Annotated in this window: 6 protein-coding genes; all 6 read left to right on the plus strand. The window is 60.0% G+C overall.

Going from position 1 to position 14,971, the window contains the following annotated elements:
* Positions 1-40: 40 nt before the first annotated feature.
* Positions 41-4,516 (plus strand): SpvB/TcaC N-terminal domain-containing protein, encoded by a 4,476-nt coding sequence (locus tag CAF63_RS23730; RefSeq protein WP_085689502.1) that lies wholly within the window; start codon positions 41-43, stop codon positions 4,514-4,516.
* Positions 4,513-7,299, plus strand: a complete 2,787-nt coding sequence (locus CAF63_RS23735; RefSeq protein ID WP_085689504.1) for an RHS repeat-associated core domain-containing protein — start codon at positions 4,513-4,515, stop codon at positions 7,297-7,299. Before CAF63_RS23730 ends, CAF63_RS23735 begins: the two co-directional genes overlap by 4 nt.
* A 19-nt stretch (positions 7,300-7,318) precedes the next feature.
* Entirely contained in the window at positions 7,319-9,976 is a 2,658-nt protein-coding gene (locus tag CAF63_RS23740; protein WP_085689506.1) for an RHS repeat-associated core domain-containing protein, read from the plus strand.
* Positions 9,977-10,052: 76 nt separating this feature from the next.
* On the plus strand, positions 10,053-11,813 hold the full coding sequence (locus CAF63_RS23745) for an ATP-binding protein (RefSeq protein ID WP_085689508.1): 1,761 nt from the start codon (positions 10,053-10,055) through the stop codon (positions 11,811-11,813).
* Positions 11,813-13,144: a sigma-54 dependent transcriptional regulator gene (locus CAF63_RS23750; protein ID WP_085689510.1), complete on the plus strand. Its 1,332-nt coding sequence runs from the start codon at positions 11,813-11,815 to the stop codon at positions 13,142-13,144. The genes CAF63_RS23745 and CAF63_RS23750 overlap by 1 nt, the downstream gene beginning before the upstream one ends.
* 320 nt (positions 13,145-13,464) lie before the next feature.
* Positions 13,465-14,784, plus strand: coding sequence for an MFS transporter (locus tag CAF63_RS23755; RefSeq protein ID WP_085689512.1), 1,320 nt, complete (start codon positions 13,465-13,467; stop codon positions 14,782-14,784).
* Positions 14,785-14,971 lie beyond the last annotated feature (187 nt).

Here is a 14,971-nt window from a genome sequence, read left to right on the forward strand (position 1 = left end):
CTGTTAGCGTGCAATCTCGGCATTCACCGGTTGCGTTGCCATGGCTCTAGATGCAGATGCGCTTGTCACCCCGCCTTCCATCGCCAAGACAGCGTCCATTGCCACGGGTGGACGCACCTGGGGGGAAATGGGTGTAACCGGCCAGCGCGCATATTCATTGCCGGTGCCGTTCCTGAATGCACGCACGTTCAATCCCGAGTTGCATCTGGTCTACGACGGCAACTCGGGCAACGGCAAATGTGGCCTCGGCTGGGATTTCACTCCGGGCGCGATCTCGCGCAAGACCAGCAAGGGCGTACCGAAATACGAAGCCGATGACGTTATGCAAGCTGACGGCACCGACCTGCGACCTGAGCAGACGACTCGCGGCAAGATCAAGGTTACCCGGCGTACACGGGGCAAAGGCCGGCGAGCCAAAACGTTTTCGGTCGTGCGCTACCTCCCGCGTCTGGAAAGCACGTTCGACCTCTACGAACTCTGGACTCCTGCCGACGGCAACCCCTTCTGGATCGTTTTGCGCGCCGACGGTTCGCAACATTGCTACGGCAACAGCCTGCAGTCATGCATCTTCGACCCGGCCGATCCGACCCACATTGCTGTGTGGTTACTGGTGGAAGTCCGGAACCCTGTGGGCGAGAACATCTTTTACGAATACAAGGCCGATGACAAAGTCGCCGACACCCGTTTTGATTACCAGGCGCAGCGCTATCTGCGGCAGGTCTGTTATTGCAACAAGACCGCCAGCACTGATCTGTACTGCCTCGATCACACACAACCAGAGCTGCTGGACTGGCTGTTCCAACTGATCGTTGACTACGGCGAACGCGTCGCCGGTTATGACGATGTTCCCCCTTACGCAGCCGCCAACGAAAACGCGTGGCCGCCTCGCCCCGACCCGTTTCGCATGCATCGCTTCGGTTTTGAATTCGGAACCCGACGCCGTTGCAGACAATTCCTGCTGTACAACAACGTTGGCTCCGACAAGGTGCTGGTCAATCGTCTGCTGCTGGAGTACGAGGAAACAGCACACCGCTACAGTCAGCTGAAAGCGGCGCACTACATGAGTTATGACGCGGCCGGGAGGATCAAGCACTCTCCTCCGCTCGAGTATTTCTATCAGGACCTCGTACTCAACACCCTGCCCCAGGCTTTTTTACCGCTTGATCACATGCCCGGCCTCAACGACGGCCAGCCATACCACTGCGTCGATCTGTATGGCGAAGGCCTGCCCGGATTTCTCTGCCAGTACGACAACGCCTGGTACTACCGCGAACCCTTGCGCGGTACACCCGGTACAGACGAAGTCATCTACGGCCCCTGGACCTTGCTGCCGCTGATCCCTAACACCGACAGCAGCAAACCGGTGGTGCAGATCCTCACCGACCTCACGGGCGACGGACGTCTGGACTGGGTCGTCGCCAAACCCGGCGGCAGCGGTTATTACACGCTCAATCCGGATGGCACCTGGTCGTTGTTCAAACCATTCAGCCAGTTTCCAGTGGAGTACTTCCATCAAATGGCCCGACTGGGCGACTTGAAAGGCGATGGACTGGACTCCATGGCCCTCATCGGCCCGAACAGCGTGCGGGTGTATGCCAGCCTCAGGGAAAAAGGCTTCGCTCCCGGCCAGGATGTGCTGCATGATCCGGACAGACTACCGCTGTTCAGCGATGCCCGTAGCGAACTGGTGTCATTTAGTGGCATGGGCGCCAGCGGTATGGAGCTGTGCCGGATCCGCCACGATGAAATCCGTTGCTGGATCAGTCTCGGGCATGGTCGGTTTGCAGAGGGTTTCAAGCTGGACGGTTTGCCATTCACCTATGACGAGTTCGATGCCGACCAGGTGCGCATCGCCGATCTCGACGGCTCTGGTGCCCCGGCCTTCATTTACCTGTCTTCGGACTACTTCGAAATCTGGTTCAACCAGGGTGGCAATGGCTTGGCCTCGACACCCGTGCGTGTGCCATGGCCCACCGGCATTCGCTACGACAACCTCTGCCAGGTGACCTTCGCCGACCTGCGAGGCATTGGCTGCGCCAGCCTGCTGTTCACCAAACCTCACATGAAACCGCAGCACTGGGTGTATCACTTCGTCAGTGAACGGCCCTACTTGCTCACCGGTTGCAACAACAACATGGGCTATGGCGCCACCCTGAACCATCGCAGCAGTGCGCAATGCTGGCTGGATGAGAAACGTCTGGAACTGAGGGCGCGTCGACGTCCGGTCTGTCTTCTGCCCTTTCCCCAGATGGTGCTTCACTGGTTGCGCCAGGACGATGAAATCACCGGCAATTACCTGATGCAGTTCCACGAATATTTCGAGGGTTACTACGACGGTTACGAACGCGAGTTTCGCGGTTTCGGCAAAGTCTGTCAGACCGACAGTGAGCTGGAACCGGGCAAGGCCGAAAGTGGCCACACGGCGCCGATGCGGGTGACGCACTGGTTTCATACCGGGAGAAGCATCGATCTCGTCCTGAAAGGCATCTGCGAACTCGACGACGAAATCACGCCGCTGGGGCCCACGGTTATTTCAACGTTCGACGCCAAACGCCAGCAGGAGCAAATTCGCAAGCGGCGCAAGACGGACAATGATCTGGAAATCGCCGACGCCCTGGCCGGTCGTCTGCTGCGCACCGAAGTCTGCCAGGCAGACGACCCCGCCCCGGCACGCCTGTTCTCCCTGAGCGAATTTCGCTATCGGGTACGAGTGGTCAAAGAAAATCCATCCAGCCTGCTGGTGCTGGAACTGGAAAGCCGCAGCCATCAATACGAACGCTTCATGGACGACCCTAACTGTCAGCATGTGGTCAATCTAGCGTGGAACGAGTTCGGCCATCTGACTCACAGTCTGAAAGTCGCCTGCGCACGCCGTCGTACCGAAACCGACGAACCGCCCCTTGATCAAGAGGATCAGCGGCTTGCCTGGTTGGACAGCCACGACGAGCAACAGCGGTACTTCTATCTGGCAGAGTCCCTTGCCGAGCACACGCACCTGATCACTGGCGGCCATTGGCTGCTCGGCTTGCCCTGGCGCCAGCGCGGCAATGCGCTGATGCTGCCCAAGGGAACACTGCCGGACGGATTGACGGCGGGCGCAATCAGTTTCGAAAACCTCGACCGGCACAAAGACAGCGCGCAATGGACTGCGTCACGCGAACTGACTTCGCTCTCGCAGCAAACCTATCTGGAGGCGGCCGGCAAGATTCTGTATCCGCCGTTGGCAGGGCCAACCGAACAGGCTGTGTTCGACAAGAAGGCACTGGCGGCCTACGACGATGTCCCGATTGTCATTCGGGACGAGTTGGCAAAAATCGGCTATGCCCCGATGAAGCTGTTCTTCCCGGAGGATCCGGCACAGGACCTGCTGAAAAACCTGTGGTCGGCACAGAGCGGTTTTTTCACCTACGACGATGCCAGCGGTTTTTACCACCCCATTGCCGTGCAGCAGACCACCAGCCATGGCGTGACGCACATCACCTGGGACGCGGTCCATCTGCTGACCATTGCCATCACTTTGCCGGACGGCTGCATCACGACAATGGTCTACGACATGCACACCCTGCTCCCAAAGAGTGTCACGGACCCCAACGAGAATATTCAGGAAGCGCTGTACGAAGCGGGTGGTCACCCCATTGCACACAGTTTTCATGGCACAGAAGAGGGACTGCCGGCCGGTTTCGAACGACTGTCCGTTTATCCGCCACAGTCTGATCTGAGCGTCGAGTTCGCCCTTGCCAATCCAAAAACCGTGCTGGCATCTGCCGCCAGCGTGGTGCGCACAGAGCTGTTCAGCTGGATGCCGTTGCTCCCGCTCAAAATGATGCGTCTCAAAAGAAAGCAATGGATTGCCAACGGCCTGATCCTGCCCGGCGGCCGCATACGCGCCTCGGCACTGCGCTGGCTGAACCAGCAAAAAAAATGCACCGCCAGTGAACAGACCCTGCTCAAGATCATCCGCACCGCCCTCAGACAACCAGTGCACAGCCTGAGCCTGGTTGCCGACCGCTATCACACCGACTCGCTGCAACAGATTCAGATGAGGATCAGCTACGTCGACGGCTTTGGCCGCGAGTTGCAAAGCAAACAGCTCGTCCCGCCGGGCCAAGCCTTAGTCGCCAAAGCCGAGGACGACCTCACGACCGGCGCCGATGGCAAACCGATCGAACTGCCAGCCCTTCAGCGCTGGCGGGTGCAGAGTCGCGTGGAATACAACCACAAGGGTGAAACCATCCGGGTCTACCGCGCTTACTTCCTCAATACCCATCGCTGCATCAATGACAGTGCGATGCGTGAGCACGGCTACCACGACCGGATGTTCTACGATGCCCTGGGACGGCCGATCCAGACGATCAATGCGCTCGGTCATCTGGCTTTCGACCTTCTGCATCCGTGGTTCAAACTCAGTTACGACTTCAATGACACAGATGACACGCCCCCCTCCAAACCCGCGAGGCTGTCTCTGAAAAAAACTGTCAGACCGGCGAAAAAGCCATCGAAAAAAGTTAAATCATGAACACCCATCTGCACTGGCACACGCCCACTCTGCAGGTTCATGATCCGCGCGCCCTCGGGATCCGCCAGGTCGAATACCTGCGCACGCTGGCAGGTGAAGATGTACGGGCACTCATTACCCACCAGCACTATGACGTTGCCGGTCTTCCCGTGGCGCAGCGCGATCCACGTCTGACCACGCCGAATACAACCAGCATTTTTGCGCTGAACGGTCAGGCGCTAAAAAACTTCAGCGTCGACTCCGGCACGAATGTCACGCTACCGGGACTCGCGGGCGAAACCCTGCAATCCTGGGACGCCAACGGCAATCATCGACTCACGGCTTACGACAATCAGTTGCGCCCGCTGAGCGTTGCAGAAAACAACAGACCTGACGTCGAAACCTTCACCTACGCCAATGCCACAGCCGACCCCGGACACAACCTGCGCGGACAGATGATCGAACGGCGCGACCCGTCCGGCAGCGTCGAGTTTCACAGCATCGGGCTGACGGGCAACGGGCTGTATGAAACCCGTACCTTCCACGATGCCAAAGCCTTTGTCAGCCGCCGCATCTTCAGCCCGCTGGGCGCAGTACTGGCGACCCTCGACGCCGGCGGTCACAGGCAACAAATGACCTGCGACGTTGCCGGGCAGCTCACGCTGGTTCAGCTTCAGCTCAACGGACAGTCCGGTTGGCAACCCGTACTGAAGGCTGCGCAGTACAACGCCGCCGGACAAACTCTCGAGCAACAGGCCGGCAATGGCGTGACCAGCCACTGGCAGTACCACGCCGCCGACGGGCTTCTGCATCGCCACTCCGTACAAAAGGCATCAGATTCGGCGCTTCAGGACTTCGAGTACAAATACGACCGGGTGGGCAACATCACCCACATCCTCGACCACACCTACACACCAAGCTTCTTTCGCAACCAGCAGGTCGATGGCCACCGCACCTTTGATTACGACTCGCTCTATCGGCTGATCCACGCCACCGGCTATACCGACGCCCCGCCTTCGGACCACCTCGGCCGACCGCAACCGACCGATCCCGATGACCGACGCAACTACAGCGAAAGCTACCAGTACGACGACGCCAACAACCTCGTCAAAACCATCCACATGCGCGACGGTGCCAGCCACACCTTCGAGATGTTCATCGACATCAACAGCAACCGTGGCGTGCGCTGGAAACAGGGCGATCCGCCGCCGGACTTCACAAAACTGTTCGACCCCGCCGGCAACCTGCAAGCCCTGCAACCCGGCGTACCGATGAACTGGAACAACCGTAGTGAGCTGGACAAGGTGACCCTCGTCGACCGCAATGGCAGCAGCGCCAACGACGATGAGTATTACCGCTACAGCCAGGGTGAGCGGGTCTACAAACGCCACGACACCCACACCACCAACGTCAACCACTTCCACGAAGTACGCTATTTGCAGGGGCTGGAAATTCGTACCCGAGACAACGGCGAAGAGTTGCACCTGATCACCCTGCCGCTGCCCAGTGGCAACGTGGTGTGCCTGCACTGGAAAGCCGGCAAACCGACGGGCATCACTGCCGATCAGTTGCGCTACACCTTCAGCGATCATCTCGGCTCGGTCGCGCTGGAGCTCGATCAGCAGGCGCAGATGATCAGCCAAGAAGGTTACCTGCCGTTCGGAACCACCGCATGGATGGTGGCGCGGACCCTGATCGAGGTGGATTACCGCTTCATCCGGTATTCGGGCAAGGAAATGGATGTCACCCGCCTGTATTACTACGGCGCCCGTTACTACGCCAACTGGTTGGGACGGTGGGTCAGTGCCGATCGTGCGGGCACTGTGGACGGGCTGAATCTTTACGCTTATGTCTCCAACAACCCGGTTAGCTATGTTGACCCTTCAGGAGGTGCAAAGGCGGAGAGTGTCATCATGCTGTACTCGGGTTTTTTGTCGACGCTGGAAGGCATTGCCGGACAAACGATGGTTCAGATCGACAACGTCATCCATCAAAAGAACATCAAGAGAAATCTGCTGGCGAATACCATCGGCGAGGTGGCCAGTGGTGTATTCGGTTATGAAGCAGGCAACATCGGCGGAGAACAGATCAGCCAGTTCATCCCGGATGTAGAGCATTACGTCTCCAACAGCAAAGTGAACCGTCTGCCTTTTGTCGAGGCGGTGACGGGGGGCAACGTCGGCGGTGATGTGGCGGGTGGCGTGGCAGCGCCAATCACAGGCATGGGGCTGGTCGGCGCACTCATACCGCAGACTTCAAAAATATCCGTGTCCGCGATCGATCAGGCATTGGGAATCCCGGAAGTCGTCAACGACATCCACGGCGACTGGCAGAGCATCAAGGACGAGTTGATCCACCCGGCACTCAATTCGGTGCTCAACCCTGAGTTCGTGATGGGGCGTTTGGTGGGGGCGTGGATATCGATCCTTGGCGGCGCGTTCAATCTGTTTGCCCGGGCCGTGGAGGCCGAAGACATCAAGAACCGTCTCGATCCCGTCAAGATCGGCAAGATCGAGACGATGCTCAGTGAATGGAAAGAGGCCGTGGAACAACGCTCTGCCTGGGCTGAGGCGGGCTTAGACGCACTGGGTACAGATGTCATCTATCCCGCCGATCATATTCCCAACATCACTCACATGACGTCCCGTGAAACGCTCGCGCCGATCACTCGCTCAGGTCTGCGACAACAGACCGCAAAGACGCTGGACTATATCAACCGAATGCAAGCAGGCATGGCCTGGTACAAGGAGATGGGCACTACCGACAATCAATTCCTGACGCGGCAACGCGCTGCACGCCGCTGAACACGTCAGGAGCAGCTCTGTGAGTCAATCCGATAACTGGCACACGCCCACCTTGCAGGTTCATGACCCGCGTGCCCTCGGGATCCGCAAGGTCGAATACCTGCGCACGGTGGCCGGTGAAGACGTGCAGGCGCTCATTACCCGCAAGCAATATGACGTCGCCGGGCGACTGGTGGCCCATCGCGATCCCCGTCTGCCCGCACCGAATACGTTCGCGCTCTTCGCACTCAATGGTCAGGCGCTGAGGACGGCCAGCGTTGACGCCGGCATTGACGTCATCCTGCATGGGCTGGGCGGTCTGCCTGCACAATCCTGGAGCGCGAACGGGAATCACCGAGTCGTGACGTACGATGGCCAGTTGCGCCCGTTGACCATTGAAGAGAACGGCACACCAAACGTCGAAACGATGACGTACGCCGATGTCAACCACAACCCGGGCCACAACCTGCGCGGAAAGTTGGTCGAACGTAGCGACCCGTCCGGCAACGTCGAATTTCACAGCATCGGACTGACGGGCGGCGTGTTGCATGACACTCGCACTTTTCACGATGGTAAAGCCTTTGTCAGCCGCCATACATTCAGCCCGTTAAGCGTGGTGCTGAAGACGATCGATGCCGGCGGTCACACGCAGCGATCACGTTGCGACGTTGCCGGCCAGCTCATTCACACTCAGCTGCAGCTCAACGGCCAACCCGACTTGCATCCTGTGCTCAAGGATGCCCGGTACAACGCCGCCGGACAGATCATCGAGCGACTCGCAGGCAACGGCGTCCTCAGCCGCTGGCTGTACGATCCGGCCATCGGGCGCCTGCACCGGCAGATCGCACAATCAGGCCCGGCGACGGTGCATCAGGATTTCGAATACCGATACGACCGGGTGGGCAACATCATCGCCATCCTCGATCACGCCTTTACGCCCCGCTTTTTCGCCAATCGACACATCACTAATGATCGGACATTCACTTACGATTCGCTGTATCGCCTGCACAGTGCCAGCGGCCATGCCGACGCACCGCCCTCGGACAATCCCGCAAGGCCACAGCCCACGGACCCGAACGATCGACGCCCGTACACCGAAACGTACGCATACGACGACGGCAGCAATCTGATCAAAACCATCCATGTACGCGAAGGCGCCAACCATACCCGCGAGATCTTCGTCGACCCCGCAAGCAACCGGGGGGTGCGCTGGAAACAGGGGGATCCGACACCCGATTTCGATCGGTTGTACAGTCGGGCCGGCAATCTGCTGGCCCTGCAACCGGGCATGCCGTTGCACTGGAACATCCGGGGAGAACTGGAAACTTTAACCCTGGTCGATCGCAACGGCAGCAGTGCCAACGACGAAGAATATTACCGCTACAGCCAGGGCGAGCGGGTCTACAAACGTCACGAGACCCACACGACGACAATGACCCACTTCCATGAAGTCCGTTATCTGCCCGGACTGGAAATCCGCACCCGGGACAATGGTGAAGAATTGCACCGGATCAACCTGGGCGGCGCAGTCTGCCTGCACTGGGTGGCCGGCAAACCGCCGGACATTGCAGCCGATCAGTTGCGTTTCCGGCTGGAGGATCACCTGGGCTCGGCCGTGAAAGAGCTGGATGGACAAGCACGATTGATCAGCGAAGAAACCTATCTGCCGTTCGGTGCCAGCGCGACACTGACTGCGCGCTCCGCCGTCGAAGTCGATTACAAGACCTTGCGCTATTCGGGCAAGGAAATGGATGTCAGCGGCTGTTATTACTACGGCGCCCGATACTACGCGCCGTGGCTGGGGCGCTGGACGGCTGCCGACCCGTCAGGAACCGTCGACGGGCTGAATCTGTATGCGTTCGTGGGCAACAACCCGATCATCCATGTCGACAAAACGGGCAACGCGAAGGCACTTTTTGACGTGGCGAAAGGCTTTATCGGCGTGCTCGACAGAGCAGCAACCGCAGCAGGTCAGTTGCACAACCTGGCGAGCGAATTCGACGGCCTTGTTCCTGAGGACGCCGACATCAATGAACTGCGCGAAAGCATCACCTTTGGCACCTTCATGAAGTCCCGGCACGGGATCAAATCGGCCCTCTACGGTGCGATAAAAGGTGCGGGTGTCGGTGGACTTATAGGCACCGCTGTACCGGGTATTGGCAACCTGATCGGCACTGGCGTGGGCACGCTCGCCGGGGCCATCGTTTTTCCGCTGTTGCGTTACTACTTTTTCAAAAAAAGCCTGAAGGCCGTGCAAACCCTGCGTACCCGGGAAATCGCCGCGACGGTGACAGCTGCCGCCGAGACCACCGCCAGCGCCGTTGAAGGGGCGCAAAACCTGATCAAGGGAGGCAGTGAACTCCTGCAGAGCATCAAGGATGCCACTGACAACCTCAGCGCCTATCCGCAACGCCTTCAGGACATGTTCTATGGACAGCTGGATGACCTGGGGGGCAATCAACAACGCGAAGTCATGAAATTGCTAAAAACCGGGGTCGATCCGTTTGATGCCATTGATCAGGTATTGAACTCCGCGCAACAGCTCAAGGACTCTCCGAGCGAAGCCGACAGCGTAACGGCACGCCTGGCCCAACTGGCACAGCAAGTCAGTGACGAGTCACTGAAAAAACCGATCCCCAAGCCCAGGACAAAAATGCAGCATCGAGTGCAACGCACGACGAGCGAAACGTACGTCTGAGTCGCTTCGACAATACGCCGGACCGGGCGGGCACATGCTATCTTGCCCGCCCGTCCTGCCATCCGTTTGCCCCAGCATGCTGCCGACTTCCCGTACGTTGCGTCTGTCGTTGTACACCCTGCTGATCATTGCCGGCGCCGCCCTCGCCGCGACGCTTGCCATTCGCCACGCCGAGCGCCAGGCGCTGGAAGAAGACGCCGCTCGGGCCAATCAACAGCTGGCGCTGTACGCCAACTCCCTGCACACCCTGATCGACCGTTACCGCGCCCTGCCCGCCGTGCTCGCGCTGGACCCGCAATTGCGTGCGGCGCTGGCAGGTCCCGTGGATGCCGAACAGCAGGCTGCGCTGAATCTGAAGCTGGAAAAGATCAACGGCGCCGCACAATCCTCGACCCTTGAACTGCTCGACCACACCGGCCTCGCGGTGGCGGCCAGCAACTGGCGTCTGCCCAGCAGTTACGTCGGTCACAACTATGGCTTTCGCCCCTATTTCAGCCAGACCCGCACTCAGGGCACCGGGCGTTTCTATGCAGTCGGCGTGACCAGCGGGATTCCCGGTTACTTCCTGTCCAGCGCGGTGCTCGGCGACAACGGCGAGTTCCTCGGGGCGATGGTGGTCAAGCTCGAATTTCCCGAACTCGAACGCGAATGGAGCCAGGGCAGTGACACCCTGCTGGTCAGCGATGCGCGCGGGATCATCTTCATCGCCAACCAGCCCGGCTGGCGCTATCGCCTGCTGCACCCGCTGAGCCCGGCTGATTACCGCGAGATCAAGGCCACCCGCCAATACGACAAACAGTCGCTGGTGCCGCTGACGCATCTGGCGCTGCGCAGCTTCGACGACAACAGTGATCTGCGCCGCGTCGAAGGCCCGCAAGGCACGAGTGATTACTTATGGGAATCGCTGCCGCTGACCGCCGAAGGCTGGACGCTGCATCTGCTGCGGCGCCCGCAAGTGTCCTTCGAGGATCAGCGCAACGCCGGCCTCGCCGCCGCCGGGGTGTGGCTGGCGCTGGTGTTCCTGTTGCTGTTCCTCAACCAGCGCTGGCGTCTGGCGAAGATGCGCCAGCGCAGCCGCGAAGAGCTTGAGCAACTGGTCGAAGAACGCACCCGCGACTTGCGCACCGCCCAGGACGGACTGGTGCAGTCGGCCAAACTGGCGGCACTGGGGCAGATGTCGGCGGCGCTGGCCCACGAAATCAATCAGCCGCTGACCGCCCAGCGCATGCAGCTTGCAACTCTGAGACTGCTGCTCGATCACGGTCGGGTCGATGACGCCTACAAGGCGCTCAAACCGGTGGATGACATGCTCACGCGCATGGCCGCCCTCACCGGCCACCTGAAAACCTTCGCCCGCAAGAGCCCCAGCGGCTTGCGCGAGCGGCTGGATCTGGCGACGGTGGTCGATCAGGCCCTGCAATTGCTCGATGCGCGTCTGCGCGATGAACAGGTCAGTCTGGTGCTGCACCTGACCCGTCCGGCCTGGGTGCGCGGCGATGCGATCCGTCTCGAACAAGTGTTGATCAATCTGCTGCGCAATGCCCTCGATGCGATGCAGGGCAAACCGTGCAAACGTCTGGAAATCCGTCTGGAAACCGACGAGCAATTGTGGCGTCTGAGCGTCATCGACAACGGTGGCGGCATCGCCGAAGAACATCTGGGTCAGGTGTTCGATCCGTTCTTCACCACCAAGCCCGTGGGTGACGGGCTGGGTCTGGGGCTGGCGGTATCGTTCGCCATCGTCCATGAATCCGGCGGACGTCTGTGCGCCGAAAATGGCGACAACGGCGCGGTGTTCAGTCTGACCTTGCCGATCGATCTGGAGGCGCACATCTGATGCTCAATGCGGTGATGGTGGTCGATGACGAAAGCAGCATTCGCAATGCTGTCGAGCAATGGCTGAGCCTGTCCGGGTTCGAGGTGCAGCTGTTCAGCCGCGCCGAGGAATGCCTGGCGGCGCTGCCGAAGCATTTTGCCGGGGTGATTCTCAGCGATGTGCGCATGCCCGGCCTCAGCGGTCTTGAACTGCTGGCCGAAGTGCAGCGCCGGGATGCCGATCTGCCGGTGATTCTGCTGACCGGCCACGGCGATGTGCCGATGGCGGTCGAAGCGATGCGCGACGGCGCCTACGATTTTCTGGAAAAGCCTTTCAGCCCCGAGACCCTGCTCGGCAGCCTGCGCCGGGCGCTGGACAAGCGTCGGCTGGTGCTGGAAAACCGCGCCCTGCACGAACAGGCTGACAACCGCGCCAGACTGGATGCAACGCTGCTCGGTGTGTCCCGTGGCTTGCAGACCTTGCGCCGGCAGGTGCTGGATCTGGCAACGCTGCCGGTCAACGTGTTGATCCGTGGCGAAACCGGCAGCGGCAAGGAACTGGTCGCCCGCTGCCTGCACGACTTCGGCCCGCGCGCCGACAAACCCTTTGTTGCGTTGAACTGCGCGGCGATCCCCGAGCAGCTGTTCGAAGCCGAGTTGTTCGGCCATGAGAGCGGCGCGTTCACTGGGGCTTCCGGCAAGCGCATCGGCAAGCTGGAATACGCCGATGGCGGCACGCTGTTTCTCGACGAAATCGAAAGCATGCCGCTGGCCCAGCAGGTGAAACTGCTACGGGTGTTGCAGGAGCAGAAGCTGGAGCGGCTGGGGTCGAACCAGAGCATCCGGGTGGACTTGCGGATCGTCGCGGCGACCAAACCCGACTTGTTGGATGAAGCGCGGGCCGGGCGTTTTCGCGAAGACCTGGCGTATCGCCTTAACGTCGCCGAGCTGCGATTGCCGCCGTTGCGTGATCGTCGGGAAGACATTCCGCTGTTGTTCGAATCGTTCGCGCAGAGCGCCGCCCAGCGCCTGGGCCGGACGTTTCCACCGCTCAGTGGCGCGCAATTGAGTCATCTGCTGAGTCATGACTGGCCGGGCAATGTGCGGGAGTTGGCGAACGTTGCCGAACGGCAGGTGCTAGGGCTGGATGAACCGGTGCAGGGTATCGATCCGGGTCAGTCGCTGGCGGCGCAGCAAGAGGCGTTTGAAGCACAATGTTTGCGGGCTGCACTGACGCGGCACAAGGGCGATGTGAAAGCCGTGCTGGAAGAACTGCAACTGCCGCGCCGCACCTTCAATGAAAAGATGCAGCGCCATGGTTTGACTCGCGAGATGTTTGTGCAGGGCAGTTGATTTTTGCAGTGCCTGATCGGGCCTCTTCGCGGGCAAGCCCGCTCCCACAGTGGTCGGTAGTGTTCACAGATTCTGTGTTCACAAAAAACCTGTGGGAGCGGGCTTGCCCGCGAAGAGGCCGGCACAGACGACAATGATCTATCCGTCAGGGGTGAGCAATTTTCCGCTCAATACAACTCATACATGAGCGGATTTCCGCTCAATAAACTTCCCCACCCCCTCTAAACCGGCCCTCCCCCCGTTGGCACAGCTCCTGCTATAGCACCCGCAGGCTGCGTTTCGACGCGCTCCACAAAAACAATTAAACGAAGGATCCTTCAATGGATAACTCCAACGCCCTGCCTCTTGGGTCGGCTGCCGTGCCGGCCAAAGAACGAACCACCGCCAGTCGCATCAAGTCGATCTTCAGCGGTTCCGTCGGCAACATGGTCGAGTGGTACGACTGGTACGTCTATGCCGCCTTCTCGCTGTACTTCGCCAAGACCTTCTTCCCCGCCGGCTCCACCACCGCGCAGTTGATGAACACCGCCGCGATCTTCGCCGTGGGCTTTCTGATGCGTCCGATCGGTGGCTGGCTGATGGGCCTGTACGCCGACAAGGTCGGACGTAAAAAGGCGCTGATGGCCTCGGTGTACCTGATGTGCTTCGGCTCCCTGCTGATCGCCCTCAGCCCGAACTACGAAACCATCGGCATCGGCGCGCCGATCCTGCTGGTGTTCGCCCGTCTGCTGCAAGGCCTGTCGGTCGGTGGCGAATACGGCACCTCGGCCACTTACCTGTCGGAAATGGCGACCAAGGAACGTCGCGGCTTCTTCTCCAGCTTCCAGTACGTGACCCTGATCTCGGGCCAGCTCATCGCGCTGGGCGTATTGATCGTGCTGCAACAGATGCTCACCACCGAGCAACTGTACGCATGGGGCTGGCGTATTCCGTTCGCCATCGGCGCGCTGTGCGCAATCGTCGCGCTGTACCTGCGTCGCGGCATGGAAGAAACCGAATCCTTCGTGAAGAAAGAGAAGTCCAAGGAAAGCGCCATGCGCACCTTGATGCGCCATCCGAAGGAATTGTTGACCGTGGTCGGCCTGACCATGGGCGGCACCCTGGCGTTCTACACCTACACCACCTACATGCAGAAATACCTGGTGAACACCGTCGGCATGAGCATCTCCGACTCCACCACCATTTCCGCAGCGACGCTGTTCCTGTTCATGTGCCTGCAACCGATCATCGGCGGCCTGTCCGATAAAATCGGTCGTCGTCCGATCCTGATCGCCTTCGGCGTGCTCGGGACGATCTTCACCGTGCCGATCCTGATGACCCTGCACACCATCCAGACCTGGTGGGGCGCGTTCTTCCTGATCATGGCGGCGCTGATCATCGTCAGCGGCTACACCTCGATCAACGCCGTGGTGAAAGCCGAGCTGTTCCCGACCGAAATCCGCGCCCTGGGCGTCGGCCTGCCGTACGCACTGACCGTGTCGATCTTCGGCGGCACCGCCGAATACATCGCGCTGTGGTTCAAGAGCATCGGCATGGAAACCGGTTACTACTGGTACGTGACCGCGTGCATCGCGGTGTCTCTGCTGGTGTACATCACCATGAAAGACACCCAGAAACATTCGCGGATCGTCACTGACTGACCGGATTCATTCAGCCACTGCAACGGTGGCTGTGATGGCCTCATCGCGAGCAAGCTCGCTCCCACATTGGATCGGCATTCAACTGACCCTGTGGGAGATTCTATGGTTGAGGGGCAACCCTCAACTTGCTTTCGGCTGGTATTCGCTCTGCCCCTTTAGTAGTGCGAATACGACCCGAGCAAGTTTA

The organism is Pseudomonas sp. B20(2017) (assembly GCF_002113125.1).
Classification (GTDB): domain Bacteria; phylum Pseudomonadota; class Gammaproteobacteria; order Pseudomonadales; family Pseudomonadaceae; genus Aquipseudomonas.

Coding starts and splice junctions, on each gene's coding strand:
- CAF63_RS23730 (WP_085689502.1), top strand. CDS start 41: ATGGCTCTAGATGCAGATGCGCTTGTCACCCCGCCTTCCATCGCCAAG.
- CAF63_RS23755 (WP_085689512.1), top strand. CDS start 13,465: ATGGATAACTCCAACGCCCTGCCTCTTGGGTCGGCTGCCGTGCCGGCC.
- CAF63_RS23750 (WP_085689510.1), top strand. CDS start 11,813: ATGCTCAATGCGGTGATGGTGGTCGATGACGAAAGCAGCATTCGCAAT.
- CAF63_RS23735 (WP_085689504.1), top strand. CDS start 4,513: ATGAACACCCATCTGCACTGGCACACGCCCACTCTGCAGGTTCATGAT.
- CAF63_RS23745 (WP_085689508.1), top strand. CDS start 10,053: ATGCTGCCGACTTCCCGTACGTTGCGTCTGTCGTTGTACACCCTGCTG.